This window comes from Nocardiopsis sp. FIRDI 009 (assembly GCF_003386285.1).
Classification (GTDB): Bacteria; Actinomycetota; Actinomycetes; order Streptosporangiales; family Streptosporangiaceae; genus Nocardiopsis.
In genome coordinates this window covers 1-18,172 of sequence record NZ_QPNC01000022.1, presented here as the reverse complement: position 1 = coordinate 18,172, position 18,172 = coordinate 1, and the positions used below count along the sequence as shown (strand labels likewise).

The 18,172-nt window shown below is 70.9% G+C and carries 19 protein-coding genes; 8 read left to right on the top strand and 11 right to left on the bottom strand.

Translation table 11 applies throughout. The features are described from left to right. Nucleotides 1-26 precede the first annotated feature (26 nt). From DVR05_RS19510 to DVR05_RS19500, 3 genes are all read right to left on the bottom strand, one after another. Complete coding sequence (locus tag DVR05_RS19510) at nt 27-143, bottom strand: methionine/alanine import family NSS transporter small subunit (protein WP_116247362.1); 117 nt, start codon at nt 141-143, stop codon at nt 27-29. Next, nucleotides 143-1,687 (bottom strand): sodium-dependent transporter, encoded by a 1,545-nt coding sequence (locus DVR05_RS19505; RefSeq protein WP_116247361.1) that lies wholly within the window; start codon nt 1,685-1,687, stop codon nt 143-145. The genes DVR05_RS19510 and DVR05_RS19505 overlap by 1 nt, the downstream gene beginning before the upstream one ends. Nucleotides 1,688-1,894: 207 nt before the next feature. Continuing rightward, entirely contained in the window at nt 1,895-2,881 is a 987-nt protein-coding gene (locus DVR05_RS19500; RefSeq protein ID WP_116247360.1) for a pirin family protein, read from the bottom strand. A gap of 184 nt (nt 2,882-3,065) precedes the next feature. Here DVR05_RS19500 and DVR05_RS19495 point away from each other — a divergent pair, with 184 nt between their 5' ends. Beyond that, a complete protein-coding gene (locus DVR05_RS19495; protein ID WP_116247359.1) occupies nt 3,066-3,467 on the top strand; it encodes a DUF2784 domain-containing protein in 402 nt (133 codons plus the stop codon). Here DVR05_RS19495 and DVR05_RS19490 read toward each other — a convergent pair. Beyond that, nucleotides 3,431-4,150: a MerR family transcriptional regulator gene (locus DVR05_RS19490; protein WP_116247358.1), complete on the bottom strand. Its 720-nt coding sequence runs from the start codon at nt 4,148-4,150 to the stop codon at nt 3,431-3,433. The two genes, DVR05_RS19495 and DVR05_RS19490, sit on opposite strands and share 37 nt — an antisense overlap. Nucleotides 4,151-4,269: 119 nt before the next feature. On the opposite strand from DVR05_RS19490, the gene DVR05_RS19485 reads away from it, so the two are divergent. After that, nucleotides 4,270-5,526, top strand: coding sequence for an erythromycin esterase family protein (locus DVR05_RS19485; protein ID WP_116247357.1), 1,257 nt, complete (start codon nt 4,270-4,272; stop codon nt 5,524-5,526). 23 nt (nt 5,527-5,549) lie between these two features. Here DVR05_RS19485 and thrS read toward each other — a convergent pair whose 3' ends face one another. Next, a complete protein-coding gene (thrS, locus tag DVR05_RS19480; RefSeq protein ID WP_304598598.1) occupies nt 5,550-6,902 on the bottom strand; it encodes a threonine--tRNA ligase in 1,353 nt (450 codons plus the stop codon). 28 nt (nt 6,903-6,930) lie between these two features. Here thrS and DVR05_RS19475 point away from each other — a divergent pair, with 28 nt between their 5' ends. Beyond that, complete coding sequence (locus DVR05_RS19475; RefSeq protein ID WP_116247355.1) at nt 6,931-7,989, top strand: DMT family transporter; 1,059 nt, start codon at nt 6,931-6,933, stop codon at nt 7,987-7,989. A gap of 8 nt (nt 7,990-7,997) precedes the next feature. Here the strand turns inward: DVR05_RS19475 and DVR05_RS19470 are convergent, their stop codons facing one another. Next, nucleotides 7,998-8,513, bottom strand: coding sequence for a GNAT family N-acetyltransferase (locus tag DVR05_RS19470; protein ID WP_116247354.1), 516 nt, complete (start codon nt 8,511-8,513; stop codon nt 7,998-8,000). Between the two features lie 40 nt (nt 8,514-8,553). On the opposite strand from DVR05_RS19470, the gene DVR05_RS19465 reads away from it, so the two are divergent. After that, nucleotides 8,554-9,117: an XRE family transcriptional regulator gene (locus DVR05_RS19465; RefSeq protein WP_116247353.1), complete on the top strand. Its 564-nt coding sequence runs from the start codon at nt 8,554-8,556 to the stop codon at nt 9,115-9,117. A 49-nt stretch (nt 9,118-9,166) separates the two neighbouring features. On the opposite strand, the gene DVR05_RS19460 is transcribed toward DVR05_RS19465, so the two are convergent. After that, entirely contained in the window at nt 9,167-10,645 is a 1,479-nt protein-coding gene (locus tag DVR05_RS19460; RefSeq protein ID WP_116247352.1) for a PLP-dependent aminotransferase family protein, read from the bottom strand. Nucleotides 10,646-10,741: 96 nt separating this feature from the next. Here DVR05_RS19460 and DVR05_RS19455 point away from each other — a divergent pair, with 96 nt between their 5' ends. Continuing rightward, on the top strand, nt 10,742-11,353 hold the full coding sequence (locus tag DVR05_RS19455) for a LysE family translocator (RefSeq protein WP_116247351.1): 612 nt from the start codon (nt 10,742-10,744) through the stop codon (nt 11,351-11,353). Between the two features lie 93 nt (nt 11,354-11,446). Here DVR05_RS19455 and DVR05_RS19450 read toward each other — a convergent pair whose 3' ends face one another. The 3 genes from DVR05_RS19450 to DVR05_RS19440 all read right to left on the bottom strand — a co-directional run bounded on the left by DVR05_RS19450 (nt 11,447) and on the right by DVR05_RS19440 (nt 15,211). Next, nucleotides 11,447-12,100, bottom strand: a complete 654-nt coding sequence (locus DVR05_RS19450; RefSeq protein WP_116247350.1) for a dioxygenase — start codon at nt 12,098-12,100, stop codon at nt 11,447-11,449. 63 nt (nt 12,101-12,163) lie between these two features. Next, nucleotides 12,164-13,081 (bottom strand): AraC family transcriptional regulator, encoded by a 918-nt coding sequence (locus DVR05_RS19445; RefSeq protein WP_116247349.1) that lies wholly within the window; start codon nt 13,079-13,081, stop codon nt 12,164-12,166. Nucleotides 13,082-13,324: 243 nt separating this feature from the next. Next, nucleotides 13,325-15,211 (bottom strand): ABC transporter ATP-binding protein, encoded by a 1,887-nt coding sequence (locus DVR05_RS19440; RefSeq protein WP_116247348.1) that lies wholly within the window; start codon nt 15,209-15,211, stop codon nt 13,325-13,327. A 315-nt stretch (nt 15,212-15,526) separates the two neighbouring features. Here DVR05_RS19440 and DVR05_RS19435 point away from each other — a divergent pair, with 315 nt between their 5' ends. The 3 genes from DVR05_RS19435 (at nt 15,527) to DVR05_RS19425 (ending at nt 17,316) form a co-directional block, all read left to right on the top strand. Beyond that, on the top strand, nt 15,527-15,730 hold the full coding sequence (locus DVR05_RS19435) for a hypothetical protein (RefSeq protein ID WP_116247347.1): 204 nt from the start codon (nt 15,527-15,529) through the stop codon (nt 15,728-15,730). Nucleotides 15,731-15,907: 177 nt separating this feature from the next. After that, on the top strand, nt 15,908-16,567 hold the full coding sequence (locus tag DVR05_RS19430) for a recombinase family protein (RefSeq protein ID WP_116247346.1): 660 nt from the start codon (nt 15,908-15,910) through the stop codon (nt 16,565-16,567). A 305-nt stretch (nt 16,568-16,872) separates the two neighbouring features. Then, nucleotides 16,873-17,316 carry a VanZ family protein gene (locus DVR05_RS19425; protein ID WP_157982480.1) on the top strand — a complete coding sequence of 148 codons (444 nt, stop codon included), beginning with the start codon at nt 16,873-16,875 and terminating at the stop codon, nt 17,314-17,316. A gap of 70 nt (nt 17,317-17,386) precedes the next feature. On the opposite strand, the gene DVR05_RS26670 is transcribed toward DVR05_RS19425, so the two are convergent. Further along, entirely contained in the window at nt 17,387-17,713 is a 327-nt protein-coding gene (locus DVR05_RS26670; protein ID WP_157982479.1) for a hypothetical protein, read from the bottom strand. Between the last annotated feature and the right edge of the window lie 459 nt (nt 17,714-18,172).

Sequence of the window (18,172 nt, the reverse complement as noted above, 5' to 3'; positions counted from 1 at the left end):
GGTGTCCGCCGCCCCGGGTGGGCCGTCTAGTCCTGGTGTTCGGGTTCCTCGGGGTTGCGGCGCAGGTTGATGATGGCCGCGGCGAGGCCGCCCCAGAGCAGAAGCATGGAGACGGCCATCATGATGATGGCGCTGGTGGACATCACTGGTCCCCTTCCGTGGTGGGGGTCTGGTCGGCTCGGGCGTCCTGGGCGGCGAGTTCGTCGGCGCGCTTCCAGGGCACGAGCGAGACGATCACGCCGATGACGATGGCGCCGATGGCCACGCCCCAGCCCGCGCTGAGCAGGAACTGGGCGGGGTACTCCTCGTACCTGGTGGTCAGTTCGGTGCGCAGGCTGTCCCACATCATGTAGCCGAGCAGGGCGGGTGTGACGATGCCCAGGGTCAGGCGCCACCACAGGCCCAGGGGCAGTGAGGACACGGCGTTGGCGTGGTTCTGGAACACCGGGAGTCTGCGGGCGATCCAGGCGACGGTGATGATGAGGATCAGGCCGGCCAGGGCGATGCCGTACTGGTTGATGAAGTGGTCGAAGGCGTCGAGGAAGAACAGTCCCTCGTGGGTGGGGAAGAGCAGGATCGAGGCCAGGGCGGTGGCGCCGCCGACGGTCAGGACGGTGGGGACGCGGCCCAGTCCGGTGCGTTCGTGTACGGCCGAGACGATGACCTGGACGATGCTGAGCAGGGAGCTGATGCCCGCCACGACCAGGGAGCCGAAGAACAGCACGCCGAAGAGGCTGGCGCCGAAGGGCAGGCTGGAGATGATCTGCGGGAAGGCGACGAAGGCCAGGCCCAGTCCGGAGGTGGCGACCTCGTCGACGTTGGTGCCGGCGCTGGTGGCCATGAAGCCCAGGGCGGCGAAGACGCCGATGCCGGCCAGGAGTTCGAAGGAGCTGTTGGCGAAGCCCGCGACGAGGGCGGAGCCGGTCAGGTCGGACTTGCGGCGCAGGTAGGAGGCGTAGGTGACCATGATGCCGAAGCCGATGGACAGGGAGAAGAAGATCTGTCCGTAGGCGGCGATCCAGACGCTGCCGTTGAGCATCTCGCCCCAGTCGGGGGTGAACAGGGCGTCGAGTCCTGCGGTGGCTCCGTCGAGGGTCAGGGCTTGGCCGACCAGGACGAGGAAGAGGACCAGCAGTAGGGGGATGAAGATGCGGTTGGCCTTCTCCACGCCGTTGCGGATGCCCAGGGCCAGGATGCCCAGGACGACGACCCACACGCCGACCAGGGGCCAGGCGACGCCGGAGACGTAGCCGGAGACCATGGTGGGGCCTTCGGCGAGTTGGAGGAACTCTCCGAAGAAGAAGGCGTTGGGGTCCTGGCCCCACTGCTGTCCGAAGGAGAAGAAGGTGTAGCGGATCGCCCAGGCGATGATGACGGCGTAGTAGACGGCGATCACGAAGCAGATCGCGACCTGCCACCAGCCGATCGCTTCGGCGGGGCGGAAGAGTCGCCGGTAGGACAGGGGTGCTGAGGAGCGGTACCGGTGTCCGATGGCGTATTCGAGGATGAGCAGGGGGATGCCCGCGGTCAGGAGGGCGACGAGGTAGGGCAGCAGGAAGGCGCCGCCGCCGTTCTCGTAGGCGACGTAGGGGAATCGCCAGATGTTGCCCAGGCCGATGGCGGATCCGATCGCCGCCATGAGGAAGCCCGCGCGCGTCCCCCACTGCTCGCGCGTCTGTTGGACCATGTTCAGGTCTCCTAAATCATCATGTTGTTCGCGATCCGCACGCTAGCAGGAGTTGGGCGTTTGGGCACTGTCGAGGTGTGCGGTGCGACGTGTTGTCGTGCTGTGTTGGTGTGGTTGGTGGAGATTGTCTAGCGCGCTGGGGGTGGCGTCGAAGGCAATGCGGGCTTACCGGGGGTGTTCAGTGCGCCTTGGCGAGGGGTGTTCCCCTCAGCGGTGGCGGGGGCGGGGGCGCATGCGGGCGGTGGGCAGCTCGGGTGCGGGCAGGGCCGGTCCGTCGTCGCCGGGGACGGGGGCGAAGCGGGTGCCCTGGCCGGTGCGGTCGCGTTCCCAGTCGGCGCGGGCCTGGACGATCTCGTCGTGGTCGCGGCCCACGAGGTTCCACCACATGAGGAGGTCCTCGGTGAAGGGGGTGCCGCCGATGAGGAGGAGGCGGGCGGGGTGTGGGCTGGAGAGCGTGATCTCGTCCCGTCCGGGGCCGAGGTAGAGCAGGGCCGCGGGGTCGACGCGGTGGCCGAGGAGGTCGAGTGGGGTGTCCAGGGCCAGGACGCCGTGTTCGAAGTCCGGGTCCAGGGGCAGGGTCAGGTCGGCGCCGGGGGCCAGGGTGATCTGGGCGCCCATGAGCGGGGTGTGCACGCGGGCGGGTGAGGTGTGGCCGTCGACGTCTCCGGCGATGACGGTGACGTGTGCGCCCGGGTGGGTGAGGACGGGCAGGTCCGCGTGGTGGGCGAAGGCGGGCGGGCCGTGGCGGTCGCCTTCGGGTAGGGCGATCCACAGTTGGGCGCCGTGCAGGACCGGTGGCGCGTGGCGGGGTGTGCGTTCGGAGTGGGCGATGCCGTGTCCGGCGGTCATGATGCTGAGCTGTCCGGGTCGGACGAGTTGGTCGGAGCCGAGGCTGTCGCGGTGGTGGATGCGGCCCTGGATGAGCCAGCTGACGGTCTGCAGGCCGATGTGGGGGTGTGGGGGGACCTGCATGCCCGCCTGGTGGGTGAGGTCGGTGGGGCCGTAGACGTCGGCGAAGCACCAGGCGCCGATCATGCGGCGGTTCTTGTTGGGCAGGGACCTCAGGACGGGCATGGCGCGGGGTCCGCCCAGGGGGACCTCGCGGGGGAGCAGGAGTTCGGTGTCCGGGCAGGGGGGCGGGTGCTGGGCGGTGCACACGCGTTCTTCGCTGGGGCGGCGTTCCTGGTTGCTCACCTGGTCGACGGTAGTCCAGGGCGGTGTGCGGTGGTGGGGTGGACGTGCCGGTGGGGTGGGAAAAGAAGGAGGGTGGGCGCGGCCGGGTCCCGCCCCCGGGGGGTGTGTCGTGAGTACGAGTACCCAGGGGTGGTGGGTGCGGGTACCGATGCGGTGGGGCGGGGTGGGTTCCTAGGTTCGGGGCGTGTTCTTCCTTCTGGTCGGCCATGCGGCGATGGCCCTGCACTCGGTGTTCCTGTCCTTCGTGGTCTTGGGCGGTTTCCTGGCCTGGCGGTGGCCCCGCCTGTGGTGGGTGCACGCGGGGGTGGCCGCCTACGCGTTGGGGATCGTGATCGTGGACTGGCCGTGTGTGCTGACCGAGGTCGAGAACTGGTCGCGGGCGCGTACGGGGCGGGTGGTGATGGAGGCGGGGTTCCTCGACCACTACCTGACCGGGACGTTGTATCCGCGTGAGCACGTGTTGACGTCGCGGGTGGTGGTGGGGGTGGTCGTCGGTCTGTCGTGGGTGGGGGCGTTGTGGTGGTCGCGTCGGCGGGTGGCGGTGGGTGGTCAGGGCTCTGGGGTGGGGCCGGTCAGGTCGAGGTAGCGGGCGAGGTGGCCGGCGGCGGCCAGCATCGCTCGGGCGCGGTGGTTGAGGGCGGTGCGCCAGCCGTCCAGGGCCTGTTGGAGGGGGGCGGTTCCTCCGGCGTGGCGGATGTGGGCGATGACCTCGGCGATCTGGGGGAGGGGGTGGCCCGCGCGGCGGAGTTGGTGGGCCAGGTGGGCGTCGCGGACGGTGTCGGCGTCGTAGCGGCGGTGGCCGGTGGTCGGGTCGCGGTCGGGGTGGACGATGCCGACCCTCTCCCAGGCGCGCAGGGTGGCGGGGCGGATCCGGAGTTGGTGGGCCAGGGCGCCGATGGTGAGTGGGTGTGGGGGCGGGGTCGGGTCGTCGGTGAGGAGTCCGTGCAGGGCGGTGGTGACCTGGTCGAGGGTGGTGCGGTCGCGTTGGGTGCGGGCGTGTCCGTCGTCGACCAGGCGCAGGACGGTGTCGTGGTCGGCGGTGTTGGCGGCGCGCATGATCGCGGCGGCGTCCTGGTGTCCGTGGCCGGTGCGCAGGGCGAGGAAGGTGCGCAGGGCTTGGGCGTGCAGGGGGGTGTACTGGCGGAAGCCGTGGGGGGTGCGGGGGGCGGGGGGCAGGATGCCGTCGTCCTCGTAGTTGCGCACGGCCTGGGTGGACAGGCCGTGTTCGCGGGCCAGGTCGATGGGGCGGAGTCGGTCGCGGTGCGGCATGGTTGATCTCCGGTTTGAGGTTTTTTGGCTTTCGTCGCGGGTTTTCTGGGTCAAAGTCTCCACCGAGACTTCAAGGATACGGTTGAGGGTGTTCGGTTTGCGTGGGTGGAGGTGCGTGGATGTCGGTGGCGTTGGCCGTGCGGAGTGCGGGTGCGTGTTTCTCCCGTGGCGGTGCGGGGTTGGGGGAGGCGGTGGACGCCTTCCTGGACTCCCGGCCCCGTCCGCCCCGCCTGTTGGGGTTGGGGGAGCCCACGCACGGGGTGGAGGTGTTCGCCGGGTCGCGTAACCGGCTGCTGCGGCACCTGGTGCGGGTGTGGGGGTACCGGTCGGTGGCGCTGGAGAGCGACTGTCTGGCGGGTCTGGCGGTGGACGACCACGTCACCTCGGGTGTCGGTGACGTGGAGGAGGTGATGGCGGTCGGGTTCAGCCACGGCTTCGGGGAGCTGGCGGCCAACCGGGAGTTGGTGGAGTGGCTGCGTGCGTACAACGCCGGGCGCGCGGAGGCCGATCAGGTCAGGTTCTACGGGTTCGACGCGCCGGTCGAGATCACGGCGGCGTCGAGTCCTCGGGAGGCGTTGAGTGGTCTGCACGGGTATCTGACCGAGCACGTGGGCGCGGAGCGGGTGCCGCACGCGTGGGCGCGGATCGATGAGCTGGTGGGTGAGGACGGGGCGTGGACGGAACCGGAGGCGATGTTCGATCCGCGCCGGTCGGTGGGGGCCTCGGCGCGGGCGCGGGAGTTGAGGGTGGTCACCGACGACCTGGTGGGGGTGTTGTCGGCCGAGGCGCCGGGGTTGGTGGCGGCGACCTCGGTCAGGGAGTTGGAGCGGGCGCGCCTGTACGCGCGTACCGCCCGGGGGCTGTTGCGGTACCACGCGGTCATGGCGTGCGCGGAGGAGGGGCGGGGTGCCCGTATGGCGCGGTTGGTGGCGGCGCGGGACGCCATGATGGCCGACCACCTGCGGGCGGTGGTTCGGGGTGAGCGGGGGCGGGGTCCGTCGCTGGTGTTCGCCCACAACCAGCACCTGCGGCGTGACCGTGGTGGGATGACGATGGGGGGCGAGGAGTTGACCTGGTGGAGCGCCGGGGCGGTGGCCGCCACCGACCTGGGGGGCGAGTACGCGGTGATCGCCGCCGACGCGGGGAGCGTGCCGGGGTTGGGGGTGGCGGGCGCCGACACCTTCCAGGGGGTGTTGCGCGAGGCCGCCGGTGAGGGGGCGCTGTGGCGGGCGGACCGGTTGGCGTCCGCCTTGGCGGGTGCGCCGGTCGCTCGGCGCGCCGACAGTGACCACACCTACTTCCCGCTGGACCCGGAGGACCTGGGCGGGGTCGACGGGGTGTTCTTCGTGGGGGAGGCCGCTCCCGGTTCGGGTTGACCGGGGGCGGCCTCAGGGGCGGGTCACCACAGGGTGGTGGTGTGGGCGGCGACCAGGTCGCGGATGTGGGTGAGGGTCTGGTCGGCGGGTGCGGGGTCCAGGCGGCGGCCGTCGCGCAGGCGCAGGGCGAGGAGGTCGTCGACGGTCTCGCGGGCTCCGACCACGGCCTGGTAGGGGACCAGGCGGGCCTGGCGGATCCGGGCGCCCAGGGTGGCGCGGTCGGCGTCCAGCAGGCGGGCGCGCAGGCCCAGGTCGGCGCAGCGCCGGACGAGGGCGCGGGCGTGGTGGTGCTGGTCGGTGGTGACGGGCAGGACGGCGACCTGGGTGGGGGCGAGCCAGGCGGGGAAGGCGCCGCCGTGCTGTTCGATGAGGTGGGCCACGGCCCGTTCGAGGCTGCCGATGATACTGCGGTGCACCATGACGGGGCGGTGGCGGGTGCCGTCGGGGCCGGTGTGGTGCAGGTCGAAGCGTGCGGGTTGGTGGAGGTCGACCTGGATGGTGGACAGGGTGGACTCGCGTCCGGCGGCGTCGGTGATCTGAATGTCGATTTTCGGTCCGTAGAAGGCGGCTTCGCCCTCGGCGGTGTCGTAGGGGAGCCCGGAGCGGTCCAGGACGTCGGTGAGCAGGCGGGTGGCGTGGCGCCACAGGTCGGGGGAGTCGACGTACTTGCCGCCGGGGCCGGGCAGGGACAGGCGGTGGCGGGTGGGGGTGATGCCCATGTCGGTGTGGGCGCGGCGGATCATCTCCAGGGCGGAGGCGGCCTCGTCGGCGACCTGGTCGGCGGTGCAGAAGATGTGGGCGTCGTTGAGGTGGATGGAGCGTACGCGGGTCAGGCCGCCGAGGGCGCCGGAGGGTTCGCAGCGGTACATGCCGCCGAGTTCGGCGATGCGCAGGGGCAGGTCGCGGTGGCTGCGGGGGCGGGAGCGGAAGATGAGGGCGTGGTGGGGGCACAGGCTGGGGCGTAGGACGACCTGGTCGGAGCCGGTGTTCATGGGCGGGAACATGTCGTCGTCGTAGTGGGACCAGTGGCCGGAGCGTTCGTACAGTTCGCGTTTGGCCAGGACGGGTGAGTACACGTGCTGGTATCCGGCGCGGTGTTCGGCGTGGCGGACGTACTCCTCCAGGGTGTGGCGGATGGTGGCGCCGTCGGGGAGCCAGTAGGGCAGTCCGGGGCCGATGAGGGGGTCGGTGTCGAACAGGTCGAGTTCGCGGCCGAGGGTGCGGTGGTCGTGCATGGCGGTCTCCTCGTGTTCGGGGGCGAGTGACCGCGGACGAAAGCCCCGGGGCGCTCGCCCCGGGGCTTGGTTCAGACAGTGATCAGCGCGCCGGGACCGGTTCCGGCGTCGTCGTGGCGGTGGCGCGCTGCATGGGGCCACCGTAGCAGGGTGTGGGGCGGTGGGTCCTATGCTCTGCGGGTCGGGTCGTCGTCCCTGGGAGGTCGTGGTGTCGGTGCAGCCGGTTCGTCATCGTGCTTCGGGGTTGGTCTACGCGTTGGCGGCGGCTCTGGCGTTCGGTGGGGCGGGGGTGGCGGCTCGGCCGCTGTTGGCGGCTGGGATGGATCCGCTGCACGTGACGTGGTTGCGGGTGGCGGGGGCTGCGGTGGTGTTGGCGCCGGTGGTGGTCGTGCACTGGCGGTTGCCGGGGCGGCGGCCGTGGCTGGTGCTGGCGTACGGGGTGGTGCCGATGGCGGGGGTGCAGGCGCTGTACTTCGCCGCGGTGGCGCGGATCCCGGTGGGTGTGGCGCTGCTGATCGAGTTCATGGGCCCGGTGTTGGTGTTGGTGTGGTTCCGGGTGGTGCGTCGGACGCGGGTGTCGGTGTCGGCGGTGGTGGGTGTGGTGTTGGCGGTGGCCGGGTTGGGGCTGCTGTTGCAGGTGTGGGCGGGGATGCGTCTGGATCCGGTGGGTGTGGGGTTGGCGTTGGGTGCCGCCGCGGCCCAGGCGGGGTTCTTCCTGCTGTCGGACGCCACGGGTGGGGACGCCGACCCGTTGGCGGTGATCGCGTTCGGCGCGGTGGTCGCGACGGTGGTGTTGGCGGTTCCGGCGCGGCCGTGGTCGCTTCCGTGGGGGGCGTTGGTCGATCAGGTGGCGTTGGGTGGGGTGGTGGTGCCGGGGTGGGTGTTGGCGGTGTGGTTGGCGGTGGTGAGCACGGCGGTGGCCTACGCGATGGGGGTGGGGGCGATTCGTCGGTTGTCGCCGCAGGTGGCGGGGGGTGTGGCCTATCTGGAGGTGGTGACGGCGATCGTGTTGGCGTGGGTGTTGTTGGGAGAGTCGTTGAACCTGGTGCAGATACTGGGCGCTGTGGTGATCGTGGTGGGGGCGTTCGTGTCGCAGACGGCGGTGCCGTCGCGGGCTGTGCCGGTGGCGGAGGTGGTCTCCTCGGGGGCGCAGGCGTCGTCGAGGGGGCGGTCCGGGGAGGAGGGGGAGGGGTCGGCCGAGTCCGCCCCCGTGCCGGAGGGGCGCTGACGGGGTGGTCAGGTGGTGAGGGTGGTGAGGTCGATTTCGGCCCAGGCGACGTCGTGCCAGGTGCCGTGTTTGTAGCCGACGCTGTGCATAGTGCCGACGGTGGTGAAGCCCACGGCGCGGTGCAGGGCGAGGCTGGCGTCGTTGGGCAGGGTCATGCAGGCCACGGCGGTGCGCATGCCGCGTGCGGCCAGGGCTGGCAGGAGGGACCGGTACAGGGCGCGGCCGCGTCCGGAGCCGCGGTGGTCGCGGTCGAGGTAGACGCTGACCTCGCAGGAGTGGGCGTAGGCGGCGCGGGCGCGGAAGGGGCCCGCGTAGGCGTAGCCGAGGACGCGGTCGTCTTCTTCCAGGACGAGCCAGGCGTGGTGGTGTTGAGCGGCGCTGATGCGTTGGGCCATCTCCTGGGGGGCAGGTGGGGTGAGTTCGAAGGTGATGGCGGTGTCGGTGGTGTAGGGGGCGTAGATGGCGGCGCAGGCGTGGGCGTCGTCGGGGGTGGCGTCGCGGATGTGGGTGGTCGTGATCGTCATGATTCATCATGGTAAATCATTTGTGCACTATGGTGAACGCATGAGTGATCAACTGGGTCCCGCCCTCGCTGAGACCCTGCGCGATCTGCGTACCGACCGTGGGCTGACCGGCGCCGCCCTGGCCGAGCGCGCGGGGGTGTCGCGGGCGATGATCAGCCGGATCGAGCACGGGGACGTGCAGCCCACGGCGGTGTTGTTGGGCCGGTTGTCGGCCGCGTTGGGGATCACGCTCTCGGAGCTGATCGCGCGCGCCGAGCACGAGGAGAGGCGGTTGGCCCGGGCGGCCGATCAGCCGGTGTGGACCGATCCCGAGACCGGGTACCGTCGGCGTGCCCTGTCCCCCCGGGCGGGTGGGGTGATGGAGTTGATCGAGGTCGAACTGCCGCCGGGGGCGCGCGTGGCCTACCCGGCCGACGCCTACGCCCTGCGCCACCACCAGATCTGGGTCATGGAGGGTGAGCTGGCCTTCACCGAGGGGGCGTGCGAGCACCGGCTCGGGGCCGGTGACTGCCTCGAACTGGGTGCTCCCGCGCCGTGCGTATACCACAACCCCGCTGACGCGGTCTGCCGCTATCTGGTGGCGATGACCCGCCGGCACGTGTGACCGGCCGGGCGCGCGGGGGGCGGCGGCGTGGGTCGCGTGGCCCGACCGGTCACCGGGCCAGATCGGTGACCACGGCGCCCAGGACGGCCACTCCCTCGCGGATGGCGGTCTCGGGCCGCCCCGCGTACCCCAGGACCAGCCCCGCGGGGCCGGAACGCTGGCGGTGCCAGGTGAGCGGGTGCGTCTTGACGCCGCGTTCCAGGGCCAGTGCCGCCAGGTCGGTGTCGGGGACGGGGGTGTCGAGGGTGAGGGTCAGGTGCAGGCCCGCGGCCGCGCCGTGGACGCGGGCCCCCGGCAGGTGGGCGCGCAGGGCCTCGATCATGGTGTCCCTGCGGCGGCGGTGGCGTGCGCGCAGCACGCGCAGGTGGCGTTCGAGCGCGCCCGAGGCCATCAGGCGGGCCAGGGTGAGTTGGGGCAGGGTGGCGTTGCCCAGGTCGCTGAAGCGTTTGCCCTCGACCAGGGCGTCGTGCAGGTGGGGCGGGGCCACCGTCCAGCCCAGGCGCAGGGCGGGGGCCAGCAGTTTGGAGACGCTCCCGGTGTAGCAGACCCGGTCGGGGACCACGGAGGCGAGCGCGGGGACCGGCGGCCGGTCGTAGCGGTGTTCGGCGTCGTAGTCGTCCTCGATGACCAGGCCGCCCTCTCGTGCCCAGCGGGTGAGGGCGCGGCGGCGGTCCCCGCTGAGCACCACCCCGGTGGGGAACTGGTGGGCGGGGGTGGTCAGGACGGCGCGGGCCCCGGTGGCGCGCAGGGCGTCGACGTCGAGGCCCTGCTCGTCGACGGGTACCGGTGGGGTGCGCAGTCCGGCGTGGTTGAGGTGTTGGCGCACGCCCAGGGAACCGGGGTCCTCCACGGCGACGGTGTCGACGCCCTCCTCGCCCAGGGTCCGGGCGATGAGGGCGAGCGCCTGGGCGGTGCCCGCGACGATGACGACCTGGTCGGGGTGGGCGCGGATTCCGCGGGTGCGGGTCAGCCAGTCGGCGACGGCCGAGCGTAGCGCCGGGGTTCCGCGTGGGTCGCCGTAGCCGAGTTCGGTGGCGCTGGTGTCGGTGAGGACGGAGCGTTCGGCGCTCAGCCAGGCGGCGCGGGGGAAGGCGGCCAGGTCGGGCGCTCCGGGGGACAGGTCGAGGTGGGCCTGGGCCCGGCGCAGGTGGTCGAACACCTCCGGTCCGGGGGTGGGGTGGAAGAGGGGGCGGGGGGCGGTCGGGTCGGGGCGGTGGGGGTGGGGCAGGGAGGTCGCCGAGCCGGTCATGACGACGGTTCCGGCCCGGCCTTGGCCGCGGACGTGGCCGTCCTCGGCCAGACGCCGGTAGACCTCGGTGATCACGCCGCGGGAGACGCCCAGGTCGGCGGCGAGGGTGCGGGTGGCGGGCAGGACGCTGCCCCGGGGCAGGTCTCCGTCGGTGATGGCGGTGCGGATCCGGTCGGTGAGCCAGTCGGTGAGGCCGCCGTGTGGTGCGTCGGCTGGGTCGAGGTGGAGGAAGTCCGCGCCAATGGACCTGTCGTGCTGGGTGTGATTGGACCTGTTCACTGGACCATTGTGGCGGGAGGGTGGGCGTATGCAGACAGTCACGGCGGTTGTCCGATGTCCGGCCGAGTTCGTCGCCTCGCCGCGGGGGGTGCGGCGATGAGTGTGGAGTTCCTGGTGACCGCGTTGGTGGTGGCGGCCGTTCCGGGTACCGGGGTGTTGTACACGGTGGGGGTGGGGCTGTCGCGTGGTGTCCGGGCGTCGGTGCTTGCCGCGTTCGGGTGCACGTTGGGGATCGTCCCGCACGCGTTGGCGGCGGTGACGGGTGTGGCGGCGCTGTTGCACGCCAGCGCGACGGCCTTCCAGGTCCTCAAGTACGCGGGGGCGGCCTACCTGTTGTTCATGGCCTGGAGTACCTGGCGCGACCATGGGGCGCTGGCGGTGGAGGGCGACCCCTCACCCCGGTCGGGGGCGCGGGTGGTCGTCTCGGGGATGGTGCTCAACCTGCTCAACCCCAAGCTGACGATCTTCTTCCTGGCGTTCCTGCCGCAGTTCGTGGGTTCGGGGCCGGGTGGTCCGTTGACGCGCATGCTCGTGCTGAGCGGGGTGTTCATGGCGCTGACGTTCGTGGTGTTCGTGGTCTACGGCCGGTTCTCCGCTCTGGTGCGTGAGCGTGTGGTGGGCGATGGTCGGGTGCTGGCCTGGTCTCGGCGCGGCCTGGCGGGGGCGTTCGCCCTGTTGGGGCTGCGGTTGGCGGTGGCGCAGCCGTGAGGTTCGGCTGGTGGGGGTCGGCCTTGGGCCGGGTCCCGGTAGCGGGGCGGGGCCCGGCCCGCGGCCTTTTCCGGGGGGCGCCCCGGGGCCGGGTCAGCCGGTGTGGTTCAGGACGAAGTCGAACTCGGCGGCCCTGCGGCCCCAGTGGTCGCGGACGTTCATCAGCAGCCGGGGGTCGAAGATCCAGTCGGTGCCGTTGCGTGGTTCGCCCGGGAAGTACAGCTGGGTGGTGAGCACCGGCCGGGCCGGGGCCTGCACCTTGACGTGCAGGTGGCGGGTGCGGCCGGGGTAGAGGCCGGGGACGACAGTGGTCAGGTGGAAGGCGCCGTCCGCAGTCGTGTACTGGTGGCCGCGGTAGTCGTAGCCGGTGTTGTCGTAGACCCCGCCGTCGTCGGCCTGCCAGAAGTCGAGCAGGGCTCCGGCCACCGGTCGGCAGTCGCGGGTGAGGACGTAGCCGGAGACCGTCAGGGGTACCCCGGGGTCGCCCGGGACCACCAGGTCACGGCGGTGCGGGGAGTGCGGTGTGAAGTAGGGCCCCTCCATCTGCGGGGGTGTGGGGTCGTCGCCGTCGTCGCACCGGGGGGTGGGCTCCAGGGTGGTGCCGTCGGCGGCCCGGTCGCGGGCGAGTGCCGGGGCGGCCGCGGCGCCGGACAGCAGCGCCGCGGTGGGGGCGGCCGCGAGTGCGGCCTTGAACAGGGCCTTTCGGGTCGGTCCGTCCTGGGGCGGGCGGTCGGTGTTCTCGGTCATGGGGGCTCCTCGTGGGGGAGGTGGGGTGGGACCGGCCGGGACTCCCCGCGGGTGATGACGAGACTACGGTCCGTCCCCGGTGGGGGCGATGGACGGATCCCGGCGGGTGTGGTGCTTCTCCGGGGTGGTGCGGCAGTGGCGGCGGAACCGCCCGGGGCTGGTGCCGGTCTGGCGGCGGAAGAACCGGCAGAAGTAGGCGGGGTCGGTGAAGCCGACCGCTCGGGCCACGGCGGCCACGGTCAGTCCGGTGCCCGCCAGGAGTCGTTTGGCCTCCAGGGTGCGGGCCTCACGCAGGAGGGCGCCGGGGGTGCGGCCGGTGGCGTGTTTGACCGTGTCGGCCAGGTGGCCGGGGGTCAGGCCGAGCCGGGCGGCCGCCTCGGCGACCGACATCCCGGTGGTCGCGGCGGGTCCGTCGAGGAGGCGGAGGAAGCGCTCGGCCGGGGTGTCGGGGGCGGGGTGGGTCGGTACGGGTCCCCGTCCGGCCCACCGGGCCGCCCGGGTCAGCAGGATGTGCAGGTAGGCGCGCAGCACCGAGGCCATACCGGGTTCGCGGGCGCGGAACTCGCGCAGCATCTGGTCGAGGATCCCGGAGACCTCGGCGGCGGCCTGGGGTTCCAGGGTCTGCCAGGGGTGGTCGGTGGCCAGTCGGCGCACGAGGTCGCGATCTCCCGGCCGGTCCAGCAGGAAGGCGTCCTCCAGCAGCACCACGTGGCCGTCCACGCCGCGGGCCGCCGCCCAGTGGTGCACCTGTCCGGCGGCGAGGACACCCAGGTTGGGCGGGGTGATCGGCCACCGGCGCAGGTCGATGACGTGGTCGCCGGTACCGGCCGTGACGTGCACGATCTCGTGGAAGGTGTGTCGGTGCGCGAACGCGGCCCGTGACAGGGGGCCGATCGTGTCGAAGGTCCCGATGGCGAAGGGGAGGAGCTGCGGGGCGGGAACCTCCAGTCGGTGCAGCTCCAGGGGGGATGCCGTCTGCATGCGCGCTCTCCTGCCGTTCCCGGTGTGGTGGGGCGGTGTCTGCTCCATCATCGCCAACCGGGTCGGTGCATTGGTGTCCTGGTGAGCGGCCTGGGGGCGGTGGGGTGGCCGTGTTCGGACGCGGGCGTCGGTGACCGGGGTGAGGAGGTACGGTTCCGGTCCGGCGGTCGGGGTGTCGCGCAGGGTGCGGCCGCCTCCCCGGTGTGGCGCCACCGGGGAGGCGGGGTCTGGGCGCGGACCGGGTCAGGGCGCGGGGACCGGTTCGGGCTCTTCGGTGGCGAACTGGGTGCGGTACAGCTCGGCGTAGCGGCCGCCGCGGGCGAGCAGTTCGGCGTGGGTGCCGCGTTCGGCGATCCGCCCGTCCTCGACCACCAGGATGGCGTCGGCGGCGCGGATGGTGGACAGCCGGTGGGCGATGACCAGGCAGGTGCGGCCGCGCATGGCCTCGGTCAGGGCGCCTTGGACGGCGGCCTCGGAGGTGGAGTCCAGGGCGGAGGTGGCCTCGTCGAGGATGACCACCTCGGGGTTGGTCAGCAGGAGGCGGGCGATGGTCAGGCGTTGGCGTTCGCCGCCGGAGAAGCGGTAGCCGCGTTCGCCGACCACGGTGTCCAGGCCGTCGGGCAGGGCGGCGACGAGGGTGTCCAGGCGGGCTCGGCGCAGGGCGTCCCACAGGTCGTCGTCGGTGGCGTCGGGGCTGCCGAGGGTGAGGTTGGCGCGGATGCTCTCGTGGAAGAGGTGGCCGTCCTGGGTGACCATGCCCAGGGTGCGGCGCAGGGTGTCGAAGGTCAGGTCGCGCACGTCGTGTCCGCCGACGCGGACGGTTCCGGAGTCGGTGTCGTAGAGGCGGGGGGCGAGTTGGGCGATGGTGGTCTTGCCCGCTCCGGAGGAGCCGACGAGGGCGACCGTCTGGCCCGGTTCGACGCGGAAGGACACGCCGTGCAGGACGGGGCCGTCGTCGGTGGTGTCGAGGGTGGCCACCTCCTCCAGGGAGGCCAGGGACACCTTCTTCGCGCTGGGGTAGGCGAAGGTGACGTCGTCGAACTCCAGGGAGACGGGGCCGGGCGGCAGGGCGTGCGCGGTGGGCCGTTCGGCCACGAGGGGTGCGAGGTCGAGGATCTCGAACACGCGGCCGAAGCTGACCAGGGCGCTCATGATCTCGACGCGGGCGCCGGCCAGTGCGGTCAGGGGGGCGTACAGGCGGGTGATGAGCATGCCCATGGACACGACCGTGCCCGCGTCCAGTTGGCCGCTCAGGGCGTAGAAGCCGCCCAGTCCGTAGACCACGGCCAGGGCGAGGGCGGAGACCAGGGTGAGGGCGGTGAAGAAGACCTCCTGGACCATGGCGGTGCGCACGCCGATGTCGCGGACGCGGCGGGCGCGGCGGGCGAACTCGGCGGATTCCTCGCTGGGGCGGCCGAAGAGTTTGACGAGGGTGGCGCCGGGGGCGGAGAAGCGTTCGGTCATCTGGGTGCTCATGGCCGCGTTGTGCAGGGTGCGTTCGCGTTCGATGCGGGCCAGGCGGGCGCCCATGCGGCGGGCGGGCAGGACGAACACCGGGAGCAGGAGGAGGGCGATCAGGGTGATCTGCCAGGACAGGCTGATCATGACCGCCAGGGCCAGGGCGAGGGTGACGAGGTTGCTGATGACGCCGGACAGGACGTCGCTGAAGGCGCGTTGGGCGCCGATGACGTCGTTGTTGAGACGGCTGACCAGGGCTCCGGTGCGGGTGCGGGTGAAGAAGGCCACCGGCATGCGTTGGACGTGGTCGTAGACGGTGGTGCGCAGGTCGAGGATGAGTCCTTCGCCGATGCGGGCCGACAGCCAGCGTACGACCAGCGCCAGGGCGGCTTCGGCGACGGCGATGGCCGCGATGGCGGCGGCCAGGAGGAGGACGGGGCGCAGGGGGGAGCCCTCGACGATGGCGTCGACGACGCGTCCGGCCAGGAGCGGGGAGGCGACGGCGAGGACGGCGGTGGCCACGCTCAGGGTGAGGAACCAGGTGAGGTGGCGGGTGTGGGGTCGGGCGAAGGAGGCGATGCGTCGTAGGACGGGCGGGGAGAAGGGGTGTTGGTCCTCTCGGGCGTGCATGGCGTGGTAGACGGAGTTCCACGCGGCCATTTCCATGCTCATGGGTTCGTGGGGCGCGGGCCCCGGCCTCCTCACGGTGCGGTGTGGGTGGTGACCGGTGCGGGCGGTGGTCCGCCGGGTGCGGGCCGGTCACCACCGACCGTAGAACCTGAACCATTGTTGAGGTCAACTGCGCGCGGAGGGAGGGCGGCGGGACCGGGAGAGGAGGCGGACACCTGGATCCCCCGCGGGTGGGTCAGCCCGGCGAAGGACCGTCACGACGATGAGGACGGCGGCGACCAGGAGCACGGCGCTGAGGGGGGCGGACAAGACAAGCCGGAAAGGGGCAATGGGCTGATCGGCGGGTAGGTAGAGGCCATGGGCAAGCACACCGACATGGACAAGGACGCCGCCGCGCGGATCCAGTCCGCCGCGGCCCGCGACCCCGAGTCGGACACGGCGCAGAGCGGGTTTGACTCCCGGGCGCAGTCGGCGGCCGATCGCCACCAGGACGAGGGCGAGCAGGACGACGAAGACGACGCACCCCCGCCGGGGCGGTCGTCGGGCTCTGGGCGAGGGTGACCGCGGAGTCGTCCTACCTTTCACCGTGGCCGGGCCGTGCGGATTCTTCAAATAACCATCGTTTATTGAAGCACCACCCCGGCGAGCGCTGAACACCTCTCAGGTCCTTCAAAAACCCCTTCAGAAACCAGAGGGGTTCAACAACCCTCCAGAACCGTTTTCTGAGAGGATCGGGGCATGGATGCCTCCGATCAGCCGGACCTGTTCGCCGCCGAGCCCGTGGTGCTCACCGAGATCCGCATCGGCTACGCCCGGGTCTCCACCGGATCGCAGAAGCTCGACCGCCAGATCGATGCGCTCACCGCGGCCGGGTGCCGCCGGATCTTCTCTGACACCAAGTCGGGCCGCACCGACGAGCGCCCCGAGCTGAAGGCGTGCCACGCCTTCCTCAACCCCGGCGACACCCTCGTCGTCCCCTCGCTGGACCGCTACGGCCGCTCCCTCCAGGACCTGGTCACCATGGTCGCCGACCTGCGCACCCGCGAGATCGGCTTCACCTCCCTGCACGAGCGGCTCGACACCACCACCCCCGGTGGACGCCTGGTATTCCACGTCTTCGCCGCGCTGGCTGAGTTCATCCGCGAGCTCATCGTGGCCGGCACCCGCGAAGGCCTGGCCGCCGCCCGCGCCCGCAGCCGCGTCGGCGGGCGTCCCAGTGTGGTCAACGCCGACCTGATTCGCGCGGCCCGCGACATGCTCCCCAACCCGGAGTACTCGGTGACCTCCATCGCCAAGCTACTCGGCGTCAGCCCCGGGACGCTGTACAACCACGTCCCCGACCTGAAGGAGCTGCGCGCAAAGCGGTATAGCGCACCCCTGAATCAGCCAAAGAGATGAACGAGGTAGAGGAACCCACAGATTCGGACCTGTGTGCCGACACCACTCTCGCGACCGGGTCGAAGCGATGCACTGGATACGTGTGGTGAGCAGTCCTTGCCGAAGGGCGGGCTCCTGATCCGCAACTCCGAATGTTGTACCTGTTGGAGTGCCAAACCGAAGCAGGGTAGGTTCACTTGATGGGTTTCTTGTCCGTAACCAGTCTGGTAAGTACCGCTATCGTCCTCTCGCCCCCAGTCGCTCTTATCGCCGTTGTCCTGTTCCTGGTTCGGTTGCGACGTGACCGGAAATGGAAAGAGGCCGCCTTGGACAGCGCCTTCGATGCGCTCACCTTGGGTGTGCTGGCGCTCATGTCCATCATTACCCTGGTGAACCCCGGTAGCAGCGGCGGGGTGGAACTCGTGCCCTTCGCCGACATCGCGGCGGCAGGGTGGGGTTTGACGGGGCTCTACCAGAACGGCGGAAACATCGCGATGTTCGTGCCTCTGGGCGCGTTGCTGCCCCTGGCGCTGGGAGGGAGGCTGGCCAGCTTTCCCAGAGTGCTCGCCGTGTCAGGGGCCGTGTCGATCACTGTGGAGATTCTTCAGTACGTTCTCGACGCCGGGCGCATCACCGCTGTGGACGACGTCATCCTCAACTGTGCTGGAGCCTTGATCGGTGCAGTTTTGACCTGGCCCTGGTGGCACGCACAAAGTCGGCGGCGTGGCCGGGAGGGTGCACAGGCCACCAGGGAACTCAGTCATCGATGACAAGTCGAGGTCGGATCGCCCAAGGGCACGTCTCCTGGGCGATCCGACCTCAGGAGTTGCACGCGGTCGCTTAGGGGTAGTACGTGGTTCCGCTGGTGTAGCGCCCGTAGTCGCTGCCGCTGCTGGTGCCGTCGATGCCCAGGAACCAGCGATAGGTGTCAGACTCCATGCCGCTCCATCTGAGCGTGCCACCGCCGCAACTGAACTCCTTGGTTCCCTGATCGCTCCAGCCGTACCAGGTCTTCTGCTCCAGCCGGATGTAGGGGGTGTCGTAGGAGTTGTTGCAGTTGCTGATCGAGTTGACCTGGACCGTGTGCGTCCCGCTGTTGGGCGTGCTGTACTCACGCGAGAAGATACCCATGTCGAACTCGGCCGTCCAGTCGAACTGGCCGGACATGAGCATGGTCGAGGAGAAGGTGGAGCCGTCCTCGTAAGTCAGTTCGTTAGTGTTGCCGACCGTTGTCTCCTGAACGATGCGGTCGGTCGGCTTCTGCACAACCTCCTCAGCCAGGGCGGTCGTGGTCGGCAGCAGGCTGAAGGCGAAAGCGGTAGCTCCAAGTACGGCAGCCGTCCTGGGGATCAAGCGCATAAAATTCATCCATCCTTCACTTTTGAGGTCATATCGACCAGTGAAGGCCCTTGCCCACGGGGAGCTGACAAATCATCTGGGGCCAGATCCGGTCACAAAACATCCTGGATCCCATCTCACGCCTTTGGTTGAAAGGCGGAATGAAACAAAGGGACTTACGCCTCTTCCTGGCCTGGGAGATGAATGTTAGATAACTCAGTTCTTCTAAGAGCTCATCTCATTTGGGTTCTCGGTAGCCTGCTCCTGTGTCGATGGTGGAACGGCTGG